The organism is Priestia sp. AB (genome assembly GCF_028369225.1).
In the GTDB taxonomy this organism is placed as follows: domain Bacteria; phylum Bacillota; class Bacilli; order Bacillales; family Bacillaceae_H; genus Priestia; species Priestia megaterium.
Genome location: NZ_JAQMYN010000026.1, coordinates 1 through 26626 on the forward strand (window position 1 = coordinate 1; position 26626 = coordinate 26626).

Sequence of the window (26626 nt, forward strand, 5' to 3'; positions counted from 1 at the left end):
CATAAAATCCTCCTATCCCGCAGAAATATACTCTCTCTTCTGAGGTGCTTTTTAAAACAACTAATAAGTTTTGTCTTCTTGTTAGATTACCTCTGAATATATAAAATAAAACTCATTTTACCTAGTAATCCAGCAAAATGGTTAAACAGCACTACTCATCCATATACATGTCACCTTAAAAGATTGTTTGAAGTTTTTCATTCCTAGAGACACACAATGGTTAAAATTGATTGGTTAATTAATTGAATATGAATATTTTCAAGAAGAAATAAATGTATATGAAAAGAACATTTAGTGAAAATATATAGTTTATAAGAATTAGTTTTTTTACAGGAATCTAACTTTTTCAAGCCAAAAGATTATATGAGGTCGCTTATTTCTTCCTCACTAATTACGTTTTCTCTGTTAAAACATAGGGTAAATACTTGTGCAGATAAGAATAATTTCTAACACTACCTTAATATCTATACTTACCTGCTATAGAGTTCGCTCGTTACGGAGAACTTATAACAAACATTTCAGGATTAATAATGATAAAAAGGAGTTCTTGACCAATGGAAAAGAAGTGGTGGAAAGAAAGTGTAGTTTATCAGATATACCCCATTAGTTTTAAAGATTCGAATGGTGATGGAATTGGGGATTTGCAAGGTATTATTTCAAAGCTTGACTATCTAAAAGAGCTAGGCATTGAAGTGATTTGGCTATGTCCTATTTATCAATCACCAAATCATGATAATGGCTATGATATCAGTGATTATCAAGCTATTATGAAACAGTTTGGAACAATGGAGGACTTTGATGAACTATTAACTCAAGCACATAAACGTAATTTGAAGATTATTCTGGACTTAGTTGTTAACCATACATCGGACGAACACCCTTGGTTTATTGAATCCCGTTCTTCTATAGATAACCCAAAGAGGGACTACTACATTTGGAGAAAAGGAAAAAATGGAGGTCCACCGAATAACTGGGAATCTTATTTTGGTGGATCTGTTTGGGAATATGATGAACTGACAGACGAATACTATCTTCATCTCTACACTAAGCAACAGCCAGATCTGAATTGGGATAATAAAAATGTTATAAGAGAAGTTGAAAAAATGGTGTCTTGGTGGCTAGATAAAGGAGTAGATGGATTTAGATTAGATGCTATTGCTCATATTGTTAAAGCTGAAAATCTTCCCGATGCGCCGAATCCAACTGGTCTTCCATATGTAAGAGCCTATAAGCTATTTTCTAATCTAGAAAAAGTTCATACTCTACTTAGAAATTTATATGAGGAAGTACTGTATAAATACGATATCATGACAGTGGGGGAAACATCGGGATTAGGACCCGAACAAGCATTGAACTATATTGGGGATAAACGTCACGAACTAAATATGGTCTTTCATTTTGAACATATGCTATTAGATTCAAAAGCTGGAGGAACTGGTAAATGGGAATTTAAGCCATGGAACCTTCTAGATTTAAAGAATGTAATGAGTAAATGGCAAACGATTATTCATAATCAGGGTTGGAATGCGAATTATCTCTGTAACCATGATCAACCTCGGTCAGTCTCGCGTTTCGGAAATGATGGAAAATATCGAAAAGAATCAGCCAAAATGTTAGCAACGTTCTTGCTAACATTAGAAGGGACACCTTACATATTCCAAGGAGAGGAAATTGGCATGACAAATCCCAATTTCCCGGCCATTGAGGATTATCGAGATATTGAGACCCTTAACTATTACAAGGAATCAACGGAAAGTGGAGCTTCGCTGGATTCTACTATGAAAGCAATTTGGAGGAAAAGTCGGGATAACTCTCGCACTCCTATGCAATGGGATGATACACATGCTGCGGGTTTTACTCAAGGTAAACCTTGGATTAAGATAAACGCAAACTATAAAGAAATTAATGTACAGGAAGCTCTTCAGGATAAGAATTCTATTTTTCACTATTATCGAAAGATGATTGCATTGAGAAAAAAACACGATGTCCTTATCTATGGAGAATATAATCTCTTATTACCTATTGATCCAGACCTTTACGTATATACTCGTACGTTAGGTGAAGAAAAATTTTTAATTATATTGAATTTCTTTGATCGGACGCCAATATTTGAAATGCCCGAAGAGTTGAGTATGTTAGATGCTAAACTTTTGATTTCTAATTATGATGTGGAAAGAGAAGATTTACATGGGTTAAAGTTACGGCCTTATGAAGCTCGGATTTATAAATTACAAAAGAATTAATGATCGAAATTTCACCTTTACTTTATGGTAGATATATTTAGAAGTATCGTAATAAATTAAACTATATATTTCATATTTCAATCGATAATTTTCCCAAAATTATTACAATCATAAAATAAGTATATAAATAAGCCAAGACATTATAACCTGTCTTGGCTTATTTAAAAAATTCAATAACCAACCGATTTTGATTATATATCCAATTTTTATTATAAAATTAAATGGGGTCGAAGAAAGTCCAGCAAGTTAAATAACTCTATATCTTCCCTACATCATAAAAAGACAAAAAATTAGAGGTTTAAAATGAACTGAAAATCCATCTAGTATAAATTCTATAATGGAGAAAACTACGGGCTTTTTTGATGATTGTTTTTATATTAGTTTAAAAAAGAGTCAAGATAAAACAAAATAATGCAAATATAGCAAAATTACTAGCACTCATCCTTTACTTACCCGTCGACTGAAGAATTATAATCCTAGCAATTTTGCATGTTTCTTTCTTTTCAACGAGGGAATATCCAAAGTAATACTTGTTTATAAGGAGTTGGGAAATCAGTATGAAACTGAGAGCTCTTGCACTTAATTGTACATTAAAGAAAAGTTCTGAAGTCTCAAATACAGGTGCGTTAATTGGCGAAGTGGTGAAGATATTTGAGAAGAATGAGGTGGAAACCGAAGTCATAACCATAGCAGACTATAAGATTGGACACGGAATTACAGAAAAAGCAGTAAATGAAGAAGATAAATGGCCTTCTATTTTTGAAAAAGTAAAGGAAGCAGATATTGTACTAATAGGCTCTCCTATTTGGCTAGGTGAACAAAGCAGTATTACTACTCAAATTATAGAAAGGCTTTATGGTGGAAGTAGTCTAACAAATGATGAGGGTCAATACATTTACTACAACAAAGTAGGGGGAGTAGTAGTGACGGGAAATGAGGATGGTGCCAAACACGTTTCACGTTCGGTCATCTACGCATTATCTCATATAGGTTTTACCATTCCTCCCAATGTGGACACGTATTGGGTAGGAGAAGCAGGGCCGGGACCATCCTTTATTGAAGCAGAAGGATATAAAAATGATTTCACCATGCAACATGTGAAAATGATGGCTCATAACCTAATACATTTTGCAAGACTGTTGAAAAGTCACCCAATTCCTGCTGAAGGAAATGTAGTCAATAGTTAATAAAAGAGGATCCCATTAACGGGTCCTCTTTTATACGTTTACATACATCCTGTACCTACTTTTGCAAAAAATCTTCCTTTTTTATGTTAGCCTGCTTTGGTTGCAATTACTAGTACACGTCCTTGATCTAATTCTCTTTCATATTGTTGAGCTTCAGCATCCGATAACCCTAAAGATTCGATTTTAGAACGTAATTCATCTCCACGAGATCGGAATACATTGGCTACTAAATCAAATGCGCCTTGTTCTGAAACACCAACATCGTTCGTCTCTAATGCTTCCGTTAAATCTTTGGAACGATTTTTATCATGAGCTAATAAATATACTTCCTCCTTTGTGTATCCTCGATTTAGAAATTGTTCAATTGCCTCTTTTGCTTGGACTCCGTTTTCTACTACTCTTACATTTTTCATAAAAACCCTCCTTTGTAGTTAAATGATATATGCCCATTTTCAAGAAATAAAAAATTTTTTTTACTAACTAATAAAATGCTATGAATTTCCCCAAGTCACAATTCATTTTCTTCCCCTTAAAATCTAAAGCTGTGTTTACTAAAACTCAAGCTTATGTTTTAGAAGATGCTGTACGGGAACGAAGTAAAATAAGACGATTATTTAATAAAGGAGGAATTATTATGAACATAACAGAAGTAATGACCTCAAATATTGAGACGTGTAACCTTAAAAGTTCTTGTGGTGAGGTAGCCAACATGATGAAGAATCTAGATGTAGGAGTTATTCCCATTTGTGAGGATAATAAGCTAATAGGATTAATAACGGATCGTGATTTAGTTATCAAAGGATTGGCTAATAATTTTAATGCAAATACGCAGATATCTGAAATGATAACAACGGACGTCATTACTGGTACAAAACATACGTCTGTAGAACAAGCTATGGAAATCATGTCTCAATATCAAATACGCAGACTTCCTATCGTAGATGATGGAAAACTCATTGGAATGGTTTCTTTAGGGGATTTAGCAGTAAGTAATGATTCAAATAAAGAAGCAGGGAAAGCTCTTGAGGACATTTCAGTCCCTGCTGAACCTACTAAATAAAAATCAGGAGATTTTATCTATAAATTGTCTCTTTCTTAATTTTAAAAATACAAGGATATGAGAAGGGAGTAAACGTTATGCCATTGTTAGAAATAAGTATTATACCTGTTGGAACAGATTCAACAAGTTTTAGTTCAGAGGTGATTAACGCTGTACGTAAGCTTAAGGGAAAGGAATTACATTATGATGTAACACCTACTTCTACCATAATAGAAGGAGACCTTGAACAATTATGGCAAGTAGCAAAAGAAATACATCAAGAGGCAATTTCAAGTGGTTCTAATCGAGTTATCACAAATATACGTATTGATCACCGGAAAGATAAGAAAACAGATATGAACCATCAAATAAATACCGTTGAGGATGCGTTGCATCATAGTTAGGATAACGAAAAAAAAGATAATCTACTCAACGAAAGGGATTTTTTAGGTTTTCTCTCTCTATAATAGCCATTATGATAAGTAGAAGTTTTAATATTTATACCTAGGGAACTTGAATAATAGAAAAGAAATAGGAGGAGATGAAAATGGAACGAACTGCAAAGAGAGTTGTAGGGATCTACAAATCTGAGCAAGAAGCCATTGCAGCTGTAGAAGATCTTAAAAATCAAGGGTACGCTACACGTGACATCTCCATCATTGGACAAGACCGTAAAGAAGTAGATAGAGTAACAGAAAAAACAGATACTGAAGTGGTGGATGGAATTGCAACAGGTGCCCTAACTGGTGGAGCTCTTGGCGGGCTAACAGGTTTATTAGCAGGAGCTGGTGCACTTGCTATTCCAGGAATAGGACCGATTGTTGCTGCGGGACCAATTGCAGCCGTGTTAACTGGCGCTGTAACGGGTGCAGGAGTTGGAGGATTAACAGGAGCTCTTGTTGAAATAGGTCTTTCTAAAGATGAAGCTGAATACTATGGTAACTCAGTCAAAGAAGGAAATATCTTAGTACTCGTTGATGAAAAAGAGCAGTTTGGTAAAAATACAGAGCAAAAACCACCTCTATCCCGAAGAATTCTTTAAATTTGAATAAAAAAGTTTATAAAAAGAGTTCTCTAATAGATGATGGGGCTGCCCCAGAGAGTAAAACAAATAAAAAAACTACTGGCATATGTGTGTCAGTAGTTTTTTTAGGTTAAATGGTACGTAGATAAGAGCCTTGCATTTTAGAATCTAAACACTGCATGAGTAGTTTGCTCCAGATGTGAAAACTTATTACTCTTACTAACGAAAAAATATAATTTATAAAAATAAGTTTATATAATTATTTCAGATCATGTAGTTATATATTAATTGACTACTATTAACGAACTACATATATATTTTTTGTTTTCTTATTTATCAAAACTAGAAAAAACTTGTTAAAAGGAAATAAATCCTTTTAACAAGTTTCTTTTTATCGGCATCAGCATGCTAAAAAGCCCTTTCATCAAGGGCTTTTTGAAGCATTTTTATATAACGAATTTTTAGAGTGTTATGTAATATTATCAAGTAGAATCTTTTTATTAATTGGGTTACATTCCTTTTAAAGCCTTTCGGTTTGGGGCCTGAGGCGGTTGCTCTAGCCATTCTCGGTTGACCATAATATTAAATCCCTTTCCAGCATACATTAATATTTCTCCAATTAATTTACTATAATAAGTAGCTAAATCCAACCTCATAGATAAAGACAAAGCATGTCCAATAAGTGTCACATCAATAGAATTTAAAAAATGAAAAAGGGCAACGATCAGCTTGTCGGAAAAAGGAGAAACCGTTGAAGTCGTTACTTCCATACTAACAGGAACTGTGCCAAGAAGTTCTTCTTTCTTTAAAAGATCATTAAAGAAATTAATTTGTTTTTTTGATATTTCCATTCCATCTTTTATATAATTTTTAATTTCTTTATCCTTAATCACTTGTAACAAGCCCATACAGAGCAACACCGAGAAATAGTTACGTTCAATATTAAAGAATATCTCAGTAAGCTCGACAGCATTTAAAGGTCTTTTTTTTCCCATGGCTGCTACTATATAAGATTGTTTTTTTACATATTCAACTTTTTTAGGATAGGTAATCATAGGTGGTCGATCGTAAATGCCTTTAGATAACATTAAAGTAGTAGATTCTGCATAAAGCTCTGTAGCCTGATTCAAAGCTTTAGTGAAGAAATTAAGAACATCTGCTCGAGCAACAGTAGAAGTAGCAAACCCTAAGTTAACCATCGCCATACGATTCATCGAGTAGACAAAGCTCAAAGCAAAAAGATCATAAAAAAGGGGAGGAGCTGATAAGTTAATATCCTTTTCCGTAAACCCATCAGGTAAAGGGATATTTTCTTCGGAAAAAATATCTCTAATTTGGTTTAGGTGTGTTTGAGAGATACGTAAAGATTTTTGCAAAATAGGCTTTATCTCTTCATCTTGTACGTGATGAAGAAAATACTTTAACAAACAAGTGGACATTGTTTCTTGAATATAAACTCCCCATAATCCACCAATTTCCGGACTTGACAACCTTACATTACGCTTAACCATTGATGCCTCCTAGTTACATGTATTTATCTTGATTATTGTATTTATTTTCCCGAATTATTCCTTTTTAATTCACAAAAAGATAATCTGCCTACAAAAACACAATTTCTATATTGTATACTCCCTTCATCTTTAGTCTACATAAAGTTGTTTACCAAAATAAAGTGTCAGTATATGTCGAAGGGGTAATATAAAAGAAAGAACATCAGGAGGGGAGGACATGTTAGATAATTATGAACTTTTCCTATTCCATAGGGAAGTTAAAGGTTTAATTGCGGATTATAATAAGTGTAAAGATTTAGCTATTAAAAATGAATTATATCATCAAATAATACTTCTAAAAAAAGCGCTTAAATATAAACGAAATAAGGTCCCGAGATAATATAGGCGATCTATTTATTGAGGAAAACGATTTATCTCTCAAATCAAATTGTTTTTCTCTTTTTTTATATAAATAGGCTTTTAACCTTTCAAACGAAATAAGAAAATAATAAAAATGGAATAAACTATCCTTTCTAACATGCTTGGTCGAGATGATACTTAACTTCTTTCTAGTTTATATAAAAAAGATATGGGGAAATTAGCTATATGTAAGTTTTTGATAGAGGGAACATTTTAATGTAGTCACTTTTTTATTAAATAGTATAGTACCTCGTCACTGCATGAAGAAATTTCCTCAAAAGTTACTCCAAACTGAGCGGGAAATCCTTACACAAGAAAAGGCAGACTTAGTTTCTTTCCTTAAAGATGTAAAGCCAACTAAATCTTTTAATAAATGATGTTTAATGTACATATTGTGAATGTTAATTAGTTGTGAAATTAATGGATAAATCGCTGGTTTAATTATAGGAAATGATGGTCCCTTTTTTAGCTTGTTATAATGAAAGTATATATAATACGGGGGGCAGAGGATTTAAATATGATACTTATTAAAAACAGTGAAGAAGTAATAAGAGAAGCAAAATATCAACTTCACCTGACTATGGATGATTATCAAACCAACATTATCTCTATTTTTGATAAACAACGTATTCTAATGAATCAACGAATTAAATTAATGATTCTCCTGTCGGATATAAAAGAGCAGGCTGTATTAATTGGAAAGCATTCTGCAGCCAAAGGAAGATTAGAATATGAGGGACAGGATCAACTAATTACAGAAGTTATAGATGAAGTTCCTTTTCAGTACAGCAAAGAGACAGTAACCGATTTAGAAAATAACATACAAATTAGTAAAAGAGAAATCGAAGAGCTAGCAAAAGAGTGCGAATTAGATACTGAAGAAACCATTAATCTTAAGGCTCTTTTACTTAATTTAAAAGTATCTAGTTACATAAATGGGCACTATGAAATGTATGTAAAAGATAATACTTTATCTGGAAAAAGACCCTAGAACGTTAGGATAGAAAGAATAAAGCTTTACATATAAGTAAAACGCATCAAGATGTGGTGAGATATTAGTGCTCAAATATAAGACATATATGTAACAGAAAAAGTACTGTACAGAAGTAGTACCTTTTCTATGTTTATGCTTTATACTCCATATATTTTTAGTTACTATATTGTGGTTTATCGAAAATAAAGATATTATAGAGAATTTATGATATAATTTAGGTGTACTATACAACTAAATAAAGATTATAAGTAACTTACCATTTCATTAATCTTAATACACTTTTCGACATGTTTAGTCCTCTAATCCTCATCTATTAGAGGACTTTTACTTTTTTAAATAAAAGGAGGAAAACCTTTGCAATATATACAACAAGAAAAATTACATGTGATTAGAGAAACAATTTTACAACGAAAAGAAGAGTTTGCTGAAAATAAAAGAGAAGATCTTGCAACATCTCATAACATTTATACAGAATTAACTACTTTTCGTTTTGACCTCCTTACCACTTATGCCGATTCTCTTTTAATGGAAAAAGAGGCAGCAAATGAAGCCGTACAACAATGGGGAAAAAATATGGCTAATTTATTAGTCAATCACGGTCTTCCCTTAAACCTAGCTCTAGAGGAGATTATCTATTATCGAGGTGTAATCGGAGAAATAATCAAAGAAGAAGCAAAAAAAAATGATTTTTCTTTTGATGCTTTTTATCAAATCATTTCTCATTTTAATAGCATTGTAGATAATGCCATCCAATTCGTAAGTAAGTCGTATGTAAAAGATTACACTGAAAAAATAAATTATGCTCAATATGCCATTGATGAATTATCTGTTCCCGTTGTTCGTATGACAGAAGAAATAGGCATCCTTCCTTTAGTAGGTGATTTAGATACCAAACGAGCAAAATATTTGATGGAGAGTGCCTTAGAGAAAGGAAGCCAATATAAATTAGAATGGCTTATTATTGATTTATCAGCAGTTCCTATTATTGATACGATGGTAGCCGATCAACTGTTTAAAGTAATAGCTGGGCTACAGTTAATAGGAATTGAAGTTGTCATCAGTGGAATACGTCCGGAAATCGCTCAAACCATGGTGAACTTAGGAATAAAGGTTGAGGAAGTTAAAAGTTTTTCTAGCTTACATCAAGCTGTTCAGTATACGAATTCATTTACAGAATCTTTAATGTAAATATTTTTCTATATGATGAGCAAACTATCAAAGACGCCGTGAAGCATCACACTAAATTTCCTATTCTAAAGAGAAGAAACCTACTGTACAGGAGCAGTAGGTTTTTCTATTTTAATTTGTATATAATATACACTCGTAGTTAACATAAATTTTATCAGTAATATAGCAAAATAACTCTCGGGTTATCTAAGTAATCGTTGCTAAGATAGAATAGACCTTATTTCCTTTTTGAGTACAAATTTATTTTTACAAACTTATCTGTATTTCCACGTGCAGAGAAAACTTCTCTATTCCTTCTAGAGCCGGTTCTGTTCTAAGTATTCTTTTAAAGTTTGCTGTAACGTTCCTTTTGCTTCTGCCTTATCCTCAAAGGAGATCCCTGAGTGAATCATTGTTCGCACCAAGTCAGCACGTAAACCTGTGAGAATAGCTTTGCTTCCCATCATTGAAATGCCGGTTAATATTTTTTGAAAATGGTCAATAACATGCATCTCCATGTTGGCAATTCCAGACAGGTCCATAATTAATGTTTGAATCTTTAAATCTGAGATGCCCATCAACACTTTCTCCTCAATCGTTTGGATACGATTGAGGTCAATCATGCCGATCAACGGTAATACAGCTACAGATTGGCTGAGTGGTATAATTGGCACCGATAGATTTTCGACTAAGTCCCTTTGGGAGGCAATTAGTTCATCTTTATACTTGGAATAACTAATGAGAAAAGTGTTAAGAAATTGATCAATTTTATCATTAATTCGCTTCTCTAAGGCATAAAATTCTTCACGGCTATTAAATTGGTCATTTATTCGATCATATTGATAGAGAAAATGCCATAATGTTCGCCTAATGGCCTGTACCCATTCTAGTTTGAAAGCAAGAGTTAAGGCGTGCTCTGCCCAAGCTATTCCTTCTTGTTGAGCGAAAGCAATGAGTTCTTCCTCTTTTTGCTCTACGACATATAGTGATAACTTTTGAGCATTTTTCAAAAGATCAATATTTCCAGTTTCTAAAATGTCATTAATCTTAGAAGCCACATTAACCGCCTCTGATAAGAGCTTATCCTGGAAGTTCTGTTTGTTGTCTTTAATAAAATCGGTCATTTTTTCTCTTTTTTTGTAAATAATATCCATTTCGATACGCCCCTTATTCGGTTTTAGATTATAGGTGTCTTTAAATGAATTTTTGTCTACTTTTGTTTTCATTTTTTGTATATAAAGGAAGGTTCTCTTTCCTTCTACTACCTACAATAGATATGTTTTTAGGTAAAAAACAACAAAGTTTTTATAATAAATCTTTAAACTTCAATATACCTATAATTATGAGTTTTTTACATGAGAACAGGTTAATTAAGGTTGTTTTCACTAGTCGATAACTGTTCAAATAGCCTATCAAAGATAGTCTGAGCTTATTTTTCCTTTAACAAGTCAACTTTCTCTTAAGCAATAGGGATATAACTTTATAAAGGATTAACGTTTCATCTAGGATTGTAAAATCGCATTTTGCACCAAGCTTTACTACTCAGTTGTACATATCTCTTATCCCCCTTGACACTATTCTCTTTTCAGTAAGATTCTTTTTTATTTTACCTCAAAAAACATATATTTAATATACATCTTAAAGGAGTAAATTCTTCCTCAACATTATAAAACCGTAAATTATATAAACCATGTTACATTAATAAAGATTATATACATTTTTTATGTGTAAATACCTTATTCCATATAAGATAATTATCTTATATGGTATTTCTCACTCTATATATTAAGTCCTTGAAATCTATTTCGAGGGCTTTTTTTGTTGGGGCTTCATCTTTTAGTTCAATATATATAGAAAAACTCCTGGTGCCAATCAGGAGTTTTTCTATTTTTGAATTCGAAAGGCAAACTTGTACTTTTACATTTTTCATAGTTACCATAATTAAATCGAATCGACCAGCCCATGTACGATTTTCATCTTCTAGAGTGGGATACATACGGCATCATTTGTTCATCTACATATATACTGCTATGAGCGACATACTGAACCTATATATAATGGAGGTGTAAAAATGAAGAGGATAGCAGTTACAGCCTTTGTCCTAGCTACTTTCTTAACCTTTGGTAAAAGCATGCAAGTTAAAGTTCTAACTATTCCTGAATTACCAACGACAGAAGCGTCTAAACAATGGACCTTGGAGGTCCATAATCCTGACAACGATTACCCTAATTTAGCCCAAGCTAAGAGGGGAGTGTATCACACATATTGTTTAAACATGAAAAACGTAGGGAAGAACGTACACGATGTAAAAGTTCAATTATTTCGCAATGAATCCAATTCAAATACTAAATATGGACTTTTATCAACTATGGAGTCGCCAGAGCTTTCTCAGAAAGACGGACATCCCTTACATGTTTCCAATTTTGGTTTGTCTGAAGAGGCAACCGACTTAAATATTGTGATAACGTGGAAAGAAAAAGGCGCAGAAAGAGCATACCAAGAAACATTTACTTTCCATCAAAAATAGAGTCTCAAAGTTAATGAGGCTCTATTTTTGATGGAAAGCTAGTATTAAGTAGGATTTTTAGTTAACATAATCACTCCTTCCGGAAGAAATCAAAAAAAGAACCCTTTTGGAAGAAGGATTCTGCATAAGGCCTTGTGTCTTCTTTATGCAGCTTTTTATACATCCTTGATCTATCAACATTTATGACTAATGCGAATGGAGAAAAATGAATAAAACAACTGCCTTTTATACATCTATCATGAACATCTCAAGGGAAATTAATAAAATGAGAATCCCTAAAATGACGCCGATTATTACAATGTATGATAGTATTTTTTGAAATATCCAGTACTTGAAAAGTCTATTATAAGGTATGAAATTTACTCTTTAGGTATATAAAAAGCACCTAACCCGCAGTTAAGTGCTTTTTTGTGTATGATGAGCAAGTTTCTTTCTCACCGTCATAGTAATCATAAGAACGTCTATGATACTTAATATAGTCTCTAGAACATACACTTTATGTTCTTTTATATATTCTGTAACAGATTGGCTACCAAAGATGAGAAATAAAATAGCTCCTAAATAAAACGAAGGATTTTTAATACACCAACTCATTTTTGATTCCATCTAATTCTTCCTTTCACGCTTTCTATTTTGTATTTATTGTATCTTGACTAAGAAAGGAGTAAGGGTTCCTTATGTATCTACGAGTGGACTTGAGAAAGGTTTCAACAATAACATTCACTCTTTTTTAGTATAGAGGTTTATTTTACATTCAAAACTGAAACTAATTTTTTTAGTGTTGTTCCTTGTATAAGAAGAGAAAAGACTACATTACTAAATGTCATTGCTAACAGAAGATTTTTTCCTTCAAATTCGGGTGTAATGCCTAAAACAAGCGCAATTGAAAGAGATCCCTTTAATCCTCCCCACGAAATAATAGGCTTCCAAGATGTTGGAATAGATTTATCAAAAGCTAAGCTTATATAGACAGCGAGAAAACGTGCTAACAGGACAATAAGAATACTTCCAACAATGAGCCATCCGTTGTCTAAAAAATCAATACGACTTACTTCTAATCCTACCAGTAAAAAAATAAGAGCATTAGAGAGAAAAGCAATCGTTTCCCAAAAGGAATTTACTTTTTCATGAGTTAAGTCTGACATACCTATGTTTCGTCCATAAGTTCCTAGGATTACACCACCTACTACTACAGATATTACTCCAGAAACCCCAAAGTGTTCAGCTAGCTGAAACGTACCATAAAATAAAACCATTGATAATCCAGTCTCCACTAAATAATGATCAATCTTAGATGTAATACGAGAAGCTAATAAACCAAACACTCCACCAATCAATACACCTCCAGTTGCAACTTTCAGAAATTCGAGAAGAGCATTCAACGTACCTGTTAAGCTCAAGGCGGTAGTTACCACAGCAATTTGAAATAACACAACAGCAACTCCATCATTGGCTAAACTTTCGCCTTCGACCACAATGGAAAGACGCTTGTTTAGACCCATTGACTTAAAAATGCTTAGAACGGATACAGGGTCTGTAGCTGCCATAAGTGCACCAAAAATTAAGGCTTCTTGTAAGGAAAGGTGCAAGAAAAAATAAGTAGAAAGCGCAACTAGTAAGAACGTGAGAAATGTACCTAACAAAGCTAATAAAGAAATTGATTTCTTATTACGTTTTAATTCATCAAAAGGCAGTTTAAGTGCTGCATCTCCTAACAAAGCTGATAAGAAGATGAAAATAACAGTCGTTTGAAACACACTATCATTTGCTGCATAACTTTTTATTTCTCCTAATTCAGGAATTGGCACCAACCCGATAATTAATCCCATTACTACAAGGAAAGTAGGATAAGGTTGTTTCATTTTTTCTGCGATAAATACTACACCTACAGCAATCGCTAATAAAATAATCCAATATGTAATCATTTAATTTCTCCTTTTACCTCTAATAGATGACATGTTTTATTAAAGAAATATGTAGCTATCCATGGGATTTCAGCTTAGCTAGATTAATTTGCTAGTCTTACTTTGATTGGAGAAAGTAAAATTAATCTTAAATTACCATTATATACGTTTGACCTGCTATATGTAAAAACCGAGTTGATTTCCTCACGGAGCGTTTCCCTGCGTAACAGATAAATTATGCTCCTACGGGTTTTATTTAACCAAGCTTGTTCCTTCATTTGTTCTAAAATGTTCAATGTTTTTGTCTGCTATTTTAAGAAAATCACTCTACTGAGTGATTTTCTTTGTTTAAGGCTAAACTTATACTAAGAATGAGTGTTATAAAACAAGAATATATAGGTGGAAAATGTATGTTAAAAAAGATAGCTCTACTCTTATTCATCTCTTTTTTTGCTTTAGGTGCACCTCTTAATGTATCAGCACACGCAGTCCTTTTGGATGCATCACCGAAAGAAGGAAGTCAACTAAAACAAATGCCTGGCAAGGTATCATTGACGTTTAATGAACGATTAGGAGAAGGTGTTTTTAATCTTCAAGTACGCAATGATAAAGGGAAACTTATTACCACTAAAAAAGCAACAATGAATCGAACTCACAAAACGATCTCTTTGGATGTGCCACCTTCCAAAAAAGGTATTTATACCGTTAGCTATTCAGTCATTTCTGCAGATAGCCATCCTGTACAAGGAACGTACGTCTTTTCTATAGGAGAAAAAATAGATCAAGCTATTACGAATGATAATAGTAATCAAGACGAAAGTGGGAAGCAGAGTTCTTTTTATAATATAGGTTTTTCTTTAGTACAGACATTCTATTATCTGGCTTTATTATGGTTAGTTGGCTTTGTCCTATGGAAATGGTATGTTCCTTATCAATCAGGTCAACAAAAACAAACGTATAAGACGAATGTAAGGTACCTTCAAACTGGATATATTATTTTTTTACTGATTAGTATAGGAGTCCAAAGCACTGCGCTATTAAAGGGTTCTAACCTTTCCCAAATAAAAACATTTGTCATTCATTCTGCTACTGGCTGGTCATGGCTAACTTGCATTCTTCTTGCCTGTGTTGGATTTCCTTTCCTACTAAAGAATAAGTGGCTTGATTTTATATGGGTAGGTTTGCTGTTAGTAGCTACTACGTTAAATGGTCACGCTATAGCATCAGACGTACCAGTCTATACAATAATTTTAGACTTTATGCATTTGGTTACCGCCTCTTTATGGGCAGCTGGGTTAGTTTATCTTTTCATGATTTGGCGTAAGGAGAGAGAACAAGCTTTAGCTTTTCTTCCGATTTTTTCGCGCATAGCCTTTGTGAGTCTTATATTATTAATCCTTTCAGGTGTTCTTTACACTTTAAAGCTTCTTCCAGATATAACAGCACTCTTTAAAACCACGTGGGGACTGTTATTGTTAGCTAAAATATTTATGGTCATGTTAGTAGGTGGTGTAGGGATACTCATTAGAGAACATCTACGAAAGAACGATTCACCAGGCCTTACAAAGTTTTTAATGTCTGATATAAGTTTTATGCTGATTATTGTATTAATCGTAGGAACGATTACACACTTAAACCCTGTTCCACAGAATGAACCTTTGGTATGGAAAGAAAACAAGCAAGACATAGAATTTCTAGTAAAAACGTCGACCTTATCTCCTGGCAAGGGTTCTCTTTGGGTAACAGCATCTTTACCACAGGATGGATCTTCTATCCAATCGATAGACATCGTACTTTCTCCTAAGAATAAAGGAGAGCTTGCACCAATTGATGTGCCCTTAAAAGTAAATAAAGACGAAAGTCAGGAGAAACAACAAGTGCAGTATAAGATGTATGAAACAAACAACCTTGTCATTCCTTATGCGGGAAGATGGCAAATTGCTGTACGGCTTGTTACATCAAACCTAGATGAGATTGTAATCTATAAGGACATCGTTGTTTATGATGTTAAATAATGATTTTAGAAAGAAGGAAAAGAAATGAAAAAACAAGTAACAGCTCTTTTATCTACATTAGTTCTTTCAACGATTGCATTTGCGGGTACTGCAAGTGCTCATGTTGTCGTATACCCTCAAGAAGCGGCACAAGGCTCTTATGAAAAATTTACTGTGCGCGTTCCAACTGAAAAAGATATTCCAACTACAAAAGTGAAAATTGAGATTCCAAAAGACGTAGAGATATCTCGATTCGAACCTATGGAAGGGTGGAAATATGAACTTCAAAAAGACTCTTCAGGTTTGATTACAAGTGTGACATGGACAGCTACTAATGCAGGTTTATCACCTACAGAGTTTGGAGAATTCAATATGCAAGGAAAAGTAGGCGATAATGCTAAGAAGATTGTTTGGAAGGCTTATCAAACATATAAAGATGGGTCAACAGTAGCATGGGAAGGCCCTGCTGATGCAGACACGCCTGCATCTATCACAACGGTAGTAAAAGGAAACAGAGCAGAGGGAGATTCTCATACATCAGCTACTAGCGACACAACTGCTACTAGCGAAGCAACTAACAATGATTCAAATTCTGCACTTCCTACTACTCTTTCAATTATTGCATTAGTATTAGGCGTTATTTCATTGATCTTTAGTTTAAGAAGAAAGAAGCAGAGCTAATTATTTTTATTAAAGATCTAATTAGACAGCCATCTAAAACGCAGGTTAACATTTGTTAGCCTGCGTTTTCTATTCTTATTTATTGATTATTACGATATACATAAGGATCATCTGGTTTTTCTTCACGTTTTACTTTTGTTACTTTTACAATAGGAATTGTCTTTTTAAATGGTTGATAATACATCGTACTTACTTGACCCGTTACCGTTACCCAATCATCATTTTTAAATGATACATCATCCGGAAATTGAACTAACATACCAAACACACCTGAATCAGCTATACAATGAATGATACCAAAACGAAATAAAAAGTACTGATTGTCTTTTAATTCTTTGGTATGGTACATAAATCCCTTAAACTTAATTTGTTTTCCGATAAACTCACCAGGGTATCGATAAATGGTTTCCATTGCATTTAAAAACTCTTCATTTTCTAAATTAATGGTTTTCCCTTTTGAAAACTTTTTTAAATCTTTATGAATCATTTTATCGTATGCATCTTCTCCATAAAAAGAACTCGTATCTGGCTGTAGAAACTGATGCGAAGAGTAAGGATCTTTTTTATCATAAATAGGAAAATGAAATCCTTTTGCTTCAACAATATTTGAATCAAGTGTAGCTACAGGTAAAAAGAAGACAGTTACAACAGGTAAGAAATAAAGAGGGTACCATGCCCGTCTTTTCCATTTGTTTGGTGATTCATGACTATGACCGCATCCGCTGTCACAATTATGGTCATGATCCTGGTCTTTCTCATCAGATCCTGTCATATAAAAAACGAGTTCTGCAATAGTTAAAAACCAAAGTAAAAAAATCGTTCCATATGAAATCCATGAATATTTCATGTTAATATATTTTGAAATATCTCCAGTTGCGTGAAGGTGCATAAAAATCATAGTAAAGCCTAACAAAATCAAAACTCTAAACATTAATATCCCTCCTTTTTAATGAACGATTAGTAGAGATAGGACTAGTACAAGAATAAACACGTATATAAATAGTGAAAAAACAAATTTTGTCTTAAATTGACTCAACATCATTAATGTATTTTTTATATCAAACATAGGGCCAAATACTAGAAAGGCAATAACTGCACTATCATTAAATGTACTTCGAAACGATGAAGCAATGAAAGCATCAGCTGAAGAACATAATGATAAAATATAAGATAAACCCATCATTACTACATTTGAAGATACTACTCCGTGCCCGAGAGCCATGAGGGTAGAGGTCTTTACATAAGTTTGCATGGCAGCCGCGATTAGCCCGCCGATAATGACAAATTTTCCAACAGAAAAGAATTCATCAATAGTATGTTTAAGAGCATCTCCTATTTTTTCACTCATCTTCTTGGAAGCAGCGTGTACATGTATTTCATTTTTAACTTGTGGGGTTTTAAATTGAAAGGCTAAAATTAAACCTACTATTAAAGATACAAGAAAGGCAACAACACCACGTTCAATCATGATTTTCCAATCGTTACCGAAAGCCACAAATGTCGCGAATAGGACAACTGGATTAATAATAGGACCTGTTAACATGAACGGAATAGCAGCATATAAGGGAACGCCTTTTGCCATTAAACGTCTTGTAATTGGGACAATCCCACATTCACAGGCTGGAAATAAAGCCCCAATTACACTTGCTAGAACAATTGCGCCAAATTTATTTTTAGGAATAGCTTTTGCCATCATTTCGTCCGTTACAAAAATCTGAATAATACCGGAAATAATTACACCTAATAATATAAAAGGTAGGGCTTCAATTAGGATACTAATAAAAATGGTGTTCATTTGTAAAAGAGATGAACTCATTATACTCACTCCAACTAAGAAATAATCATGTTGCTTTGTATTCGAATTTTCTGTTTGTTTTTAAACATAGAAAAAGCCCCTTTAAATAGAAACTAATATCACTTACAAAAAGTGATATTACACTATTTATCTAAAGGGGACAATCTCAAAAAAAATAAATATATACAAGAGCCGTAATAAAAAAATATCTTTATAACATAAACAACTAGCAGTCTCTAGGAAAGTGAGCTTAATCAAAACCATAAAGACCATATTATTTAAAAATGCAAATTCAATTAAATCTTTGGATATCATATTCTTTTTATACAAAGATCCTTTAATATTTACATGAACATTTCTTTTTACATTTGTACTTTATCATAGAAAAATGAAAGAATGGTGAAAATACATTTACCAATTTTTAACTTATCATTATAGTTATAAATTATGCAGTACTTTAACACAATAATCTGAGTATATAACTATTTTAATGGTGTATAGCTTATCCTTAACAGTAAATCTATTATAGAATGTTTTCTATTCACCAGGATCTATCAGCTGTTCATCTTGATAAAGTTCATATACGTAGGGGTTATCAGGTTGATGTATGGACTCAATCTGTTGAATTTGAATATATGGAACATCCTCTTGATTGTACGTAGCTTTTTTAACTATTCCTTTTATATGAACCCAATTGTCTGTTTTAAATGTAGAGGCATTCTCTATAGTTGATAGCATTCCATAAACAGATGAATCTGCCACACAACATGATATGCCAAAACGAGCTACCACAAATTGATTATCTTTAAATCCATTTTCACGGTATACAAATCCATCGACCTCAATTTCTTTGCCTATAAACTGATCTACATTATTTTCAATGATACTCATCACAGGAATATAATCTGTATTATTTACATTAATGCTCTTTTGTTTTAGTAGCTTTTTTTCAAGTAATTCATAAAATCCTTTAGGTGGGATTTTAGGCGGAGAAATATTACTTTGATGCTCTAAGGGAACATTTTTGGGTACTTCTTCTGAATCACCAGCTAATACCTTATTCGTGTATTCTTCTACTTTGGAATTAATAGATTTAACTTTATTGCTTCCTTCTTGAGCTGGTTGCTCGCCAGGGGCATTAGCTGAAAACTTTACTCCTCTTTTTACTGCAACTGAGCTGTCAAGTGTATGATTTGAAAATAAAAATCCCGTCATAATAGGTAATAGAAATAAAGAGTAAATAAACGTTGTTCGAATTTTTCCTTTTTCCGTATGATCATGACCGCATTCACAAGATACATCCTTATTTACACTACTTCGCCAAATTTGTATAATTCCCAACAAAAAAAAGGTACCAGAAGAAAACAATATAAAAGGCATCATTTTAGGCGCAATAAATTGAATGATTTTACCTGTTAATATGAGTTTAAACATAAGGAGGGAAAAACCCATTAGTAATATTCCCCTTATATAAATGATAAATTGCTGATCAATTTTTTTCATACCATTTCTCCTATCTACTAACTATTCCATAAGTTATGACGATAAGATACACAATCACAGTAATGATAAGAATCAGACTAAATGCAAAACGTTTTTTAAAAAAGGACAATAGCATAATGGTGTTTTTAAAATCCATCATTGGTCCATAGAGTAGAAAGGCAAGAAGAGCTGTAGGTGAAAATGTATGAGAAAAAGATGAAGCAACAAAAGCATCTGCTTCTGAACAAAGTGAAAGTACATAAGCAAATCCCATCATAACGGCAGAAGACATATAGTCATTGCTTGCAAGGTTCGTTAATAGTTGTCTATCTAAAAAGGTTTGAAATAGACTTGCTACAAGTGCACCAAATAATAAATATTTGCCCATATCGAAAAATTCATCACTAGCATGATACAACGTTTGCTTTAACTTATTACCTACTTTTGCGTTCTCATGTTCATGAACGTATACATCTCGTAACTGGTTAGAATTTCGAAAAAAGAAGTAAACGGATAAACCGATTAATATACAAGCAACAGCAGCTAAACCTATACGACTGTATACTATAGACATATTTGATTGGAATGCATAAAAAGTAGCAGCAAATACAACTGGATTTAAAATGGGGGCACCGACTAGAATCACCACTCCAATAGGAAGTGGCATTCCTTTTTTTAATAACCTTCTTATAACCGGAATAATGGCACATTCACAAACAGGTAAAAGGGCACTTACAAGAACAGCAGGTATAAGGGCGATATACGGACTTTTTGGAATCAAGCGTTGAATAAGTTCTTCTGAGACAAATACTTGAATAAGGGCAGAAGCAAATACACCAAGCAAAATAAAAGGGATAGCTTCAAGTATAATACTTAAAAAAATAGAATTTACATTCAATAAAGATGCTGGAATAGCTAAATCTTTTGTATTTATATCAACAAAGAAAAAACAGTAACCAAAAAGCACTAGTAATAATACACCTATTAGATCTTTACTTAATTGTGATAGAGTTGTCATAATCTATCGTTTCACCTCCATTTACTAGAACTATATGCTAGAGTTTGAACAAGTTATGCACCTAATAAAAAAGAGTTAATATAAAAAATTTATTTAAAAGATAAAAACCTCGAAAATAATGATTATATCTTCTTGTTAAAACGTAATTATTACGATTTGATATATATTATGTAAAAATTATAAGATATAGAACTGAGAAAAATTAATACATTTAGTTTTTCCATTTCTTATCTTAGCATCATTGAATTTAGCACTAGAATATAGTGAGAGTGGATATATGAATTATTTGTATGATGGAATCTTCCTGTTTGTTGGCCTATTTCTAATCAATGTTTTGTTTTCGTATCAAAATAAGCATATTGATCCAGCTTTTGGGACTACATTAAAATACCAAATTTATGCTTTTTCTTTATTTTTAATCGCTAATATGTTAATTGGATATGGAATCAAATTTGTGCTTAAAGCTGTTCATAACTTAACATTTGTTTTACTGATATCGAAAGGGATGGAAGTAATTATTGCCGTATTAATGGGTTCTTTTGTTTATAGAAGCTCCTACGTGGAAAACCTTACTAGAAATTTTTATTATGGTTATAGGGGTAGTTATTTCTAAAATGAAGTAGGGAGGGTGACAATTCAGTATAAACTAATTAAAAAGAAAGAGGTATTATAAAAAATCAATAAAATATTCTTTACCTATCAAATAAAGAGACTTTAAATATCTACAGTAAAGAAAAAGAATGAAAGAATAACACCTTTCATTCTTTTTTATATAGATTAATTCTTTTTATAAAAAATATAGCTATCATTATCCTAAAACAGAGATAACTTTATTGCTTACTTTCGCGTAATAAAATTTACATTATTTTAATACTTTTATTGTTATAAAATATATAAGTTGGTAAAATAAAGAAAAATGATTGGTGGTATCTAGATATTAATGAGTATTAAAGAAAAGATAATAATGAAACATGCAGAAAGAAAACTACATACATTACAAATTGAGCTTGTGCATTTTATTCCAGGAAGAATTAGACTTCGATCAACCGTTTGGAAAGAGAATAAAAAACTAGTTGAATTAATTATTTTAAATTTGAAGTCTCAAGTTCTTGTCTATGATGCAGTCTTTACGTTAGATACCGGAAGTTTACTTATTACATATAAAGCTTCCCATATGACAAATAACAAAGAACTTGAAGAGTGGTTTCAACTTATTGAACAAATATATCAAGAAGAATATAGAGTTTAAGGAAAGGGAGGGGTGAGCATGCTTCCTACTATAATTGGTTTAGGTGCCTCTTTTATTGCTCCAAAAATTATGTCTCAATTCCGTGATCAAAAAATAAAAGTAGTGCATGCGATGCCGGGGCGACTGCGTATACAATGTGACAGTTGGAAGCACCGTATCATTGCACATGCTCTAACGGAAGAAGTAAAAAAACATCCTCTTATTTTAACATCGGAAGCTTCAGAACTAACCGGAAGTTTGCTGCTTCAATTTGTTGTACCTCATATTAACCAGGAAGAGCTAGATGAACTGATGAGTTATATTGTACAAATAGCAGCTAACGCCTTTTTAAACAAAGATGCTACATTGATGAATGGCATGACTAACACACTTGGATTTATAGATAAAGGGATTAAAAAGCAAACTAATGGCCTTGCTGACTTTGATAGTTTATTTGTTCTATTTTTATTAGGAAAAGGAATTCAGACATTTGGAAGTGCGCCTGCTTTCTCTGCAAGCTTACTTTATTGGTCATACAACATCATTAAGGATAAGGGGGAAAAGAATAGGTGATGATGTTCGGGGTAAAGGTAGCTCATTCTCTCCCTGGAAGAACCCGATTTTATATACCTAAACAGCTAGAAACAAGCCATATTGAAACTTGGTTGCGCTCTTTTCCAGGGGTATATTCTGCAAGCTATAATCAAGTAACCGGAAGTCTACTCATTTATCATCATATTACTCTCTCTTTATACAGTCTAAAATCATTCATCCATAAATACAAACATACACTCAAGCAAGCAGCATGTTCATGGAAAAAGGCTATACCTATCATAGCTTGTGGAACTATTTTTTTAGTTAACTGGTACCTTCAGCGTTCTTCATATCCTGCTATAGTAAAAGCACTTTCCTATTGGCTTAGCACCTTTACTGCTATTAGTACTTCCTATGATGTAATTAAAGATGGTGTTGTTCATGTCCTAAAAGCACGAAAAGGGAATGCTAATACATTAACAGCTGCTTCTATATTCGCTTCTTTGTATATGAAGAATCCAGGATCGGCTTTAATTATCACTTTGATGTCTACTATTAGTGAGCTATTAACAGACTATACGTCTGAACAAACAAAGCATTATATTCACTCCGTCCTAAAATTAGATGTCTCATATGCCTGGAGAGTAAAGGAAAAGGGCGTTGAAGAAAAGGTTTTAGTCGAGGATATTCAAGTTGGTGATAAGGTTGTAGTTTTTACTGGAGAAAAAATTCCCGTGGATGGAATCATAATAGAGGGGAACGGCACAGCAGATGAAGCTTCAATTACTGGGGAGTATATGCCACGAGAGGTAAGTGGTGGAGATAATGTGTACGCTGGAAGTGTTTTGCAGAGTGGACATGTTACTGTAACAGTTGAAAAAGTAGGAGAAGATACATCCCTCTCTAAAATTGTGAAACTGTTGGAGGAAGCACAAGATAAACGCGCTCCTATTCAAAATATAGCCGATACAGTAGCTGAAAAAATGGTGCCTGTTTCTTTCGGATTAGCACTTCTTACATTTTTCTTCACTCGAAACCTTAACAGAGCGATGAGTATGTTAGTTATTGATTTTATTTGCGGAATTAAATTATCAACGGCCACAGCTTTATACGCATCCATTGGACGTGCTGCAAAAGAAGGAGCTATTGTTAAAGGCAGTGATCATATTGAAAAGATGTCTAAATTAAATACAGTTATTCTTGATAAGACCGGAACGATTACAGAAGGAACGCCTGTGGTTCAGCAAGTAATTGCTGCTGAAGGCTTTAATCAAGAAGATGTCATTCGTTTAGCTGCAGCAGCTGAGAAAAATTCTACCCATCCTATTGCTGATGCAATTATGAAGCAAGCGAAAGATTGGAACATTTTAATTCCTATTAGAGACAATAATGCTCAGGTAGAAACAACGGTAGGAAAAGGAATTTCCACTTGGCTAAATGGTAAAAGAGTTGTTGTTGGAAGTTTGCGCTTTATGAATGAATTAAAAGTTAAAACAACCAACTTACTTCAACAAATGCAAAACGACGAAAATGTGATTTATGTAGCTTATGATCAAACACTTGTAGGAGTAGTTAGCATTTTTGACAAAATACGTTCTGGTATGCACCGCGCAGTGAACAATCTTCGACATCAAGGTATCAACGACATCATTATGCTTACTGGAGACAAGAGAACGGTTGCAAGAGAGATGGCGCGTCGCTTAAAACTGAACTGGTATCATGCAGAGGCTTTGCCGGATGATAAAGCCTTTTATGTAAAGAAGTATGGGAGAACAGGAGCTGTCATGATGGTAGGTGACGGCATTAACGATGCACCAGCTTTAGCTCATGCTCATGTAGGTGTAACGATGGGTGCTAAACGAACAGACATTGCTTCAGAAGCCAGTGACGTTATTATTACGTCTGATAACCCAGAAGTGCTTTCTGAGTTAGTTGGACTATCTAAAAAGACCATGAACATTATTAGAAAAAACTTTATTGCCACGTTTGCTATTAATGGTATTGCAATTTTATTCGGTGCTTTAGGTATCTTCTCTCCAATTGTGGGAGCAGCTATTCATAATGCGGCCACTATTGGTGTAGTAATAAATAGTGCAAGAATTTTATGGTTAGGGAGGGAAACTAATGAATCCCAAATTCTACGTTCTGCATGATATACCAGGTCGTATTCGATTTCATATCCCAGCATTGAGAGATAAAAAAAATCATGTGGAAATAGAGCATATGTTTTCTGCTTTAAAAGGTATAACAAGTGTGAGAATAGAACCCACCATTCAAACCATGCTTATTTACTATGATGTTTCACAACTTTCTCGCAATACCATTTTTCGTTATGTATCTATCTTTTTTCAGCAAACGCGTTTAGATCCATTAGATGATATTATGATTCAAATGGATCCTGCCACACGAAATGATTGGCTACGTACATTGTTTTCTGGGGGATTACTTCTACTGGCAGGTATTCGAAAATCATCTTTTTATAAACCAGATGCGCTCGTATATGGAGCAGTAGTTGCAACAGGCTATACGGTCTTATCCCATGGTACGAGCAATAAAATGAGGCACCCAGATATTTTAACTGGAATTGTTACGATGTTATCTCTAGGGCCATCAAATATGCTATATGTAGCGATGATTACATGGATTGTAAATGTTTTGGAATTGTTACATGAAAAGCAGAAAGTGCAATCACAAAAGTTATCTACGATTACTTAAGATATTCATTCATACCTTTTGTATGAATTGATATAAAAAACTTAGGATTATGGGGGAGTTTTATAATGATTAATCGCGATTTTCTAATGGGATTTGTATCAGGAACAGTAGTAGGCGCAGTAGGCTACCGTTTGTATGAACAAAATGGTGGGCAGTTACAACGTTTGGTTCAACCTAAACAGTCATATGGTGGACAGCAAACTATTTCATCCTATCAACCTTCTATGGAAGAGCTTCAAGCACAGAAAGAGCGTTTAGAAGATATGATTGCCGAATTACAAGTAAAATAATGATAAAAAGAGTGAGAGATAGTTCCAGGCTATCTCTCACTCTTTTTATTTCATAATGAGGGGGGATTATTTTTACATGATTAGATATTTTTGCTGTATGCTAAAAAGTTTCCTGTGGCAAACTATTGCTTTTATTATATTCTGTGATTTTAAAATTATCAATACTTATACAGAAAAATATTCCAATTTTATAAGTGATCAGAGTGAGGTATAGCTGTATACCTTATAAGCATTTAGTTAACATAAAACGGCTCATAGGCAGCAAAGGTTTAGTTAAAACTACAATTTTACAGTTTTTAACGAAAAGTGCGGCTTGAAACTAATTTCTACTTCTCTGTTACCGTCATTTCCGAGAATTGTTAAGCGATTATTTTTACCTTTAATTTCGCTAATATCTTCTAATTCAAAATCAAAGATTAATCCCTTAAAATGTTTATAACCTAAGCTTACGCTACATTGATTTTCATGTACCGACATCACCAATAACAAATGAAAGCCATGATCGTCATCTTTGCTATACATAAACATACCAGTCTGTTCATCGACCATTACTACAGGTTCATCTTCAAATAACTCAAGCAGTTCGTATTCATCGTACTTCATTACTGTTTAAAATCTCCTATCTTAGTATTACTGTAATAACATGGATACTATTATTTACAATAATCTTAAATGTATCAGATATGCTCAGTATGTACCTAGGTTTTGAAGCCAATTTTCGTCAAATGTATATATAATCTTAGTTACCATAATGAATTCTCTAGGAACCAACCATAAAAAAGAACCCTTTAGTCAATCTCAAAGTTGTTGTAAGGGCCTTTTAAATTTATAAAGATCAAGAAGGGGCAAAAAACGGCGGATAGAAGATACTCATTTTATAATCCAAATTATTCC

General features: G+C 33.2%; 26 protein-coding genes and 1 pseudogene. 16 read left to right on the top strand and 11 right to left on the bottom strand.

Annotated elements, in window-relative coordinates; all coding sequences use genetic code 11:
* The first annotated feature begins 554 nt into the window (after positions 1-554).
* The gene (locus POF52_RS29445; RefSeq protein WP_271997572.1) at positions 555-2243 is read left to right on the top strand and encodes a glycoside hydrolase family 13 protein; all 1689 of its coding nucleotides are present in this window, start codon (positions 555-557) and stop codon (positions 2241-2243) included.
* Between the two features lie 557 nt (positions 2244-2800).
* The gene (locus POF52_RS29450) at positions 2801-3430 is read left to right on the top strand and encodes a flavodoxin family protein (RefSeq protein WP_271997575.1); all 630 of its coding nucleotides are present in this window, start codon (positions 2801-2803) and stop codon (positions 3428-3430) included.
* Between the two features lie 86 nt (positions 3431-3516).
* Here the strand turns inward: POF52_RS29450 and POF52_RS29455 are convergent, their stop codons facing one another.
* Positions 3517-3843: a general stress protein gene (locus tag POF52_RS29455; protein WP_128820931.1), complete on the bottom strand. Its 327-nt coding sequence runs from the start codon at positions 3841-3843 to the stop codon at positions 3517-3519.
* 239 nt (positions 3844-4082) lie between these two features.
* Between POF52_RS29455 and POF52_RS29460 the strand changes: the two genes are divergently transcribed.
* The 3 genes from POF52_RS29460 (at position 4083) to POF52_RS29470 (ending at position 5511) form a co-directional block, all read left to right on the top strand.
* Positions 4083-4490 carry a CBS domain-containing protein gene (locus POF52_RS29460; protein ID WP_258469297.1) on the top strand — a complete coding sequence of 136 codons (408 nt, stop codon included), beginning with the start codon at positions 4083-4085 and terminating at the stop codon, positions 4488-4490.
* Between the two features lie 77 nt (positions 4491-4567).
* Complete coding sequence (locus tag POF52_RS29465) at positions 4568-4873, top strand: MTH1187 family thiamine-binding protein (protein ID WP_271997579.1); 306 nt, start codon at positions 4568-4570, stop codon at positions 4871-4873.
* Positions 4874-5016: 143 nt separating this feature from the next.
* Positions 5017-5511 (top strand): general stress protein, encoded by a 495-nt coding sequence (locus tag POF52_RS29470; RefSeq protein WP_128820929.1) that lies wholly within the window; start codon positions 5017-5019, stop codon positions 5509-5511.
* Positions 5512-6002: 491 nt separating this feature from the next.
* On the opposite strand, the gene POF52_RS29475 is transcribed toward POF52_RS29470, so the two are convergent.
* A complete protein-coding gene (locus tag POF52_RS29475) occupies positions 6003-7004 on the bottom strand; it encodes a DUF3231 family protein (RefSeq protein WP_075422818.1) in 1002 nt (333 codons plus the stop codon).
* 217 nt (positions 7005-7221) lie between these two features.
* Here POF52_RS29475 and POF52_RS29480 point away from each other — a divergent pair, with 217 nt between their 5' ends.
* The 3 genes from POF52_RS29480 (at position 7222) to POF52_RS29490 (ending at position 9585) form a co-directional block, all read left to right on the top strand.
* Positions 7222-7383, top strand: a complete 162-nt coding sequence (locus tag POF52_RS29480) for a hypothetical protein (protein ID WP_271997587.1) — start codon at positions 7222-7224, stop codon at positions 7381-7383.
* A 537-nt stretch (positions 7384-7920) separates the two neighbouring features.
* Positions 7921-8394 carry a hypothetical protein gene (locus POF52_RS29485; RefSeq protein ID WP_271997589.1) on the top strand — a complete coding sequence of 158 codons (474 nt, stop codon included), beginning with the start codon at positions 7921-7923 and terminating at the stop codon, positions 8392-8394.
* A 357-nt stretch (positions 8395-8751) separates the two neighbouring features.
* Positions 8752-9585 (top strand): STAS domain-containing protein, encoded by an 834-nt coding sequence (locus POF52_RS29490; protein ID WP_271997591.1) that lies wholly within the window; start codon positions 8752-8754, stop codon positions 9583-9585.
* A gap of 296 nt (positions 9586-9881) precedes the next feature.
* On the opposite strand, the gene POF52_RS29495 is transcribed toward POF52_RS29490, so the two are convergent.
* A complete protein-coding gene (locus POF52_RS29495; RefSeq protein WP_013082710.1) occupies positions 9882-10718 on the bottom strand; it encodes an STAS domain-containing protein in 837 nt (278 codons plus the stop codon).
* 722 nt (positions 10719-11440) lie between these two features.
* Positions 11441-11563, bottom strand: a pseudogene (locus POF52_RS29500) (hypothetical protein); the annotation flags it as partial.
* A 72-nt stretch (positions 11564-11635) separates the two neighbouring features.
* On the opposite strand from POF52_RS29500, the gene POF52_RS29505 reads away from it, so the two are divergent.
* The gene (locus tag POF52_RS29505; RefSeq protein ID WP_271997595.1) at positions 11636-12091 is read left to right on the top strand and encodes a hypothetical protein; all 456 of its coding nucleotides are present in this window, start codon (positions 11636-11638) and stop codon (positions 12089-12091) included.
* 396 nt (positions 12092-12487) lie between these two features.
* Here POF52_RS29505 and POF52_RS29510 read toward each other — a convergent pair whose 3' ends face one another.
* Positions 12488-12697: a hypothetical protein gene (locus POF52_RS29510; protein ID WP_271997597.1), complete on the bottom strand. Its 210-nt coding sequence runs from the start codon at positions 12695-12697 to the stop codon at positions 12488-12490.
* Positions 12698-12834: 137 nt separating this feature from the next.
* Positions 12835-14016, bottom strand: coding sequence for a cation:proton antiporter (locus POF52_RS29515; RefSeq protein WP_271997599.1), 1182 nt, complete (start codon positions 14014-14016; stop codon positions 12835-12837).
* Between the two features lie 389 nt (positions 14017-14405).
* Here POF52_RS29515 and POF52_RS29520 point away from each other — a divergent pair, with 389 nt between their 5' ends.
* Both POF52_RS29520 and POF52_RS29525 read left to right on the top strand, forming a co-directional pair.
* On the top strand, positions 14406-16010 hold the full coding sequence (locus POF52_RS29520; RefSeq protein WP_271997600.1) for a copper resistance CopC/CopD family protein: 1605 nt from the start codon (positions 14406-14408) through the stop codon (positions 16008-16010).
* A 24-nt stretch (positions 16011-16034) separates the two neighbouring features.
* Positions 16035-16670, top strand: coding sequence for a YcnI family copper-binding membrane protein (locus POF52_RS29525; protein ID WP_016766214.1), 636 nt, complete (start codon positions 16035-16037; stop codon positions 16668-16670).
* A 79-nt stretch (positions 16671-16749) separates the two neighbouring features.
* Here the strand turns inward: POF52_RS29525 and POF52_RS29530 are convergent, their stop codons facing one another.
* From POF52_RS29530 to POF52_RS29545, 4 genes are all read right to left on the bottom strand, one after another.
* Positions 16750-17601 carry a TIGR03943 family putative permease subunit gene (locus tag POF52_RS29530; RefSeq protein ID WP_271997604.1) on the bottom strand — a complete coding sequence of 284 codons (852 nt, stop codon included), beginning with the start codon at positions 17599-17601 and terminating at the stop codon, positions 16750-16752.
* 15 nt (positions 17602-17616) lie between these two features.
* Positions 17617-18486, bottom strand: a complete 870-nt coding sequence (locus POF52_RS29535) for a permease (protein ID WP_047933073.1) — start codon at positions 18484-18486, stop codon at positions 17617-17619.
* Between the two features lie 516 nt (positions 18487-19002).
* On the bottom strand, positions 19003-19968 hold the full coding sequence (locus POF52_RS29540) for a TIGR03943 family putative permease subunit (protein WP_271997607.1): 966 nt from the start codon (positions 19966-19968) through the stop codon (positions 19003-19005).
* A gap of 10 nt (positions 19969-19978) precedes the next feature.
* Positions 19979-20965 (bottom strand): permease, encoded by a 987-nt coding sequence (locus POF52_RS29545; RefSeq protein WP_271997608.1) that lies wholly within the window; start codon positions 20963-20965, stop codon positions 19979-19981.
* Positions 20966-21905: 940 nt separating this feature from the next.
* Here POF52_RS29545 and POF52_RS29550 point away from each other — a divergent pair.
* From POF52_RS29550 to POF52_RS29570, 5 genes are all read left to right on the top strand, one after another.
* The gene (locus tag POF52_RS29550) at positions 21906-22214 is read left to right on the top strand and encodes an HMA2 domain-containing protein (RefSeq protein WP_255323672.1); all 309 of its coding nucleotides are present in this window, start codon (positions 21906-21908) and stop codon (positions 22212-22214) included.
* An 18-nt stretch (positions 22215-22232) separates the two neighbouring features.
* A complete protein-coding gene (locus tag POF52_RS29555) occupies positions 22233-22766 on the top strand; it encodes an HMA2 domain-containing protein (protein ID WP_271997610.1) in 534 nt (177 codons plus the stop codon).
* Positions 22766-24880, top strand: a complete 2115-nt coding sequence (locus tag POF52_RS29560; protein ID WP_271997616.1) for a heavy metal translocating P-type ATPase — start codon at positions 22766-22768, stop codon at positions 24878-24880. The genes POF52_RS29555 and POF52_RS29560 overlap by 1 nt, the downstream gene beginning before the upstream one ends.
* A complete protein-coding gene (locus POF52_RS29565; RefSeq protein ID WP_029714746.1) occupies positions 24852-25442 on the top strand; it encodes an HMA2 domain-containing protein in 591 nt (196 codons plus the stop codon). The genes POF52_RS29560 and POF52_RS29565 overlap by 29 nt, the downstream gene beginning before the upstream one ends.
* A 65-nt stretch (positions 25443-25507) precedes the next feature.
* Positions 25508-25732, top strand: coding sequence for a hypothetical protein (locus tag POF52_RS29570; protein ID WP_029714745.1), 225 nt, complete (start codon positions 25508-25510; stop codon positions 25730-25732).
* A gap of 279 nt (positions 25733-26011) precedes the next feature.
* Here the strand turns inward: POF52_RS29570 and POF52_RS29575 are convergent, their stop codons facing one another.
* On the bottom strand, positions 26012-26335 hold the full coding sequence (locus POF52_RS29575) for a hypothetical protein (protein WP_271997613.1): 324 nt from the start codon (positions 26333-26335) through the stop codon (positions 26012-26014).
* Positions 26336-26626 lie beyond the last annotated feature (291 nt).

What these genes read in the sequence shown, in the direction of transcription:
- POF52_RS29545 (WP_271997608.1), bottom strand. Translation starts at nt 20,965, where the DNA reads ATGACAACTCTATCACAATTAAGTAAAGATCTAATAGGTGTATTATTA.
- POF52_RS29495 (WP_013082710.1), bottom strand. Translation starts at nt 10,718, where the DNA reads ATGGATATTATTTACAAAAAAAGAGAAAAAATGACCGATTTTATTAAA.
- POF52_RS29475 (WP_075422818.1), bottom strand. Translation starts at nt 7,004, where the DNA reads ATGGTTAAGCGTAATGTAAGGTTGTCAAGTCCGGAAATTGGTGGATTA.
- POF52_RS29565 (WP_029714746.1), top strand. Translation starts at nt 24,852, where the DNA reads ATGAATCCCAAATTCTACGTTCTGCATGATATACCAGGTCGTATTCGA.
- POF52_RS29450 (WP_271997575.1), top strand. Translation starts at nt 2,801, where the DNA reads ATGAAACTGAGAGCTCTTGCACTTAATTGTACATTAAAGAAAAGTTCT.
- POF52_RS29550 (WP_255323672.1), top strand. Translation starts at nt 21,906, where the DNA reads ATGAGTATTAAAGAAAAGATAATAATGAAACATGCAGAAAGAAAACTA.
- POF52_RS29485 (WP_271997589.1), top strand. Translation starts at nt 7,921, where the DNA reads ATGATACTTATTAAAAACAGTGAAGAAGTAATAAGAGAAGCAAAATAT.
- POF52_RS29470 (WP_128820929.1), top strand. Translation starts at nt 5,017, where the DNA reads ATGGAACGAACTGCAAAGAGAGTTGTAGGGATCTACAAATCTGAGCAA.
- POF52_RS29480 (WP_271997587.1), top strand. Translation starts at nt 7,222, where the DNA reads ATGTTAGATAATTATGAACTTTTCCTATTCCATAGGGAAGTTAAAGGT.
- POF52_RS29525 (WP_016766214.1), top strand. Translation starts at nt 16,035, where the DNA reads ATGAAAAAACAAGTAACAGCTCTTTTATCTACATTAGTTCTTTCAACG.
- POF52_RS29555 (WP_271997610.1), top strand. Translation starts at nt 22,233, where the DNA reads ATGCTTCCTACTATAATTGGTTTAGGTGCCTCTTTTATTGCTCCAAAA.
- POF52_RS29560 (WP_271997616.1), top strand. Translation starts at nt 22,766, where the DNA reads ATGATGTTCGGGGTAAAGGTAGCTCATTCTCTCCCTGGAAGAACCCGA.
- POF52_RS29535 (WP_047933073.1), bottom strand. Translation starts at nt 18,486, where the DNA reads ATGAGTTCATCTCTTTTACAAATGAACACCATTTTTATTAGTATCCTA.
- POF52_RS29460 (WP_258469297.1), top strand. Translation starts at nt 4,083, where the DNA reads ATGACCTCAAATATTGAGACGTGTAACCTTAAAAGTTCTTGTGGTGAG.
- POF52_RS29455 (WP_128820931.1), bottom strand. Translation starts at nt 3,843, where the DNA reads ATGAAAAATGTAAGAGTAGTAGAAAACGGAGTCCAAGCAAAAGAGGCA.
- POF52_RS29570 (WP_029714745.1), top strand. Translation starts at nt 25,508, where the DNA reads ATGATTAATCGCGATTTTCTAATGGGATTTGTATCAGGAACAGTAGTA.
- POF52_RS29540 (WP_271997607.1), bottom strand. Translation starts at nt 19,968, where the DNA reads ATGAAAAAAATTGATCAGCAATTTATCATTTATATAAGGGGAATATTA.
- POF52_RS29530 (WP_271997604.1), bottom strand. Translation starts at nt 17,601, where the DNA reads ATGTTTAGAGTTTTGATTTTGTTAGGCTTTACTATGATTTTTATGCAC.
- POF52_RS29505 (WP_271997595.1), top strand. Translation starts at nt 11,636, where the DNA reads ATGAAGAGGATAGCAGTTACAGCCTTTGTCCTAGCTACTTTCTTAACC.
- POF52_RS29515 (WP_271997599.1), bottom strand. Translation starts at nt 14,016, where the DNA reads ATGATTACATATTGGATTATTTTATTAGCGATTGCTGTAGGTGTAGTA.
- POF52_RS29465 (WP_271997579.1), top strand. Translation starts at nt 4,568, where the DNA reads ATGCCATTGTTAGAAATAAGTATTATACCTGTTGGAACAGATTCAACA.
- POF52_RS29575 (WP_271997613.1), bottom strand. Translation starts at nt 26,335, where the DNA reads ATGAAGTACGATGAATACGAACTGCTTGAGTTATTTGAAGATGAACCT.
- POF52_RS29445 (WP_271997572.1), top strand. Translation starts at nt 555, where the DNA reads ATGGAAAAGAAGTGGTGGAAAGAAAGTGTAGTTTATCAGATATACCCC.
- POF52_RS29520 (WP_271997600.1), top strand. Translation starts at nt 14,406, where the DNA reads ATGTTAAAAAAGATAGCTCTACTCTTATTCATCTCTTTTTTTGCTTTA.
- POF52_RS29510 (WP_271997597.1), bottom strand. Translation starts at nt 12,697, where the DNA reads ATGGAATCAAAAATGAGTTGGTGTATTAAAAATCCTTCGTTTTATTTA.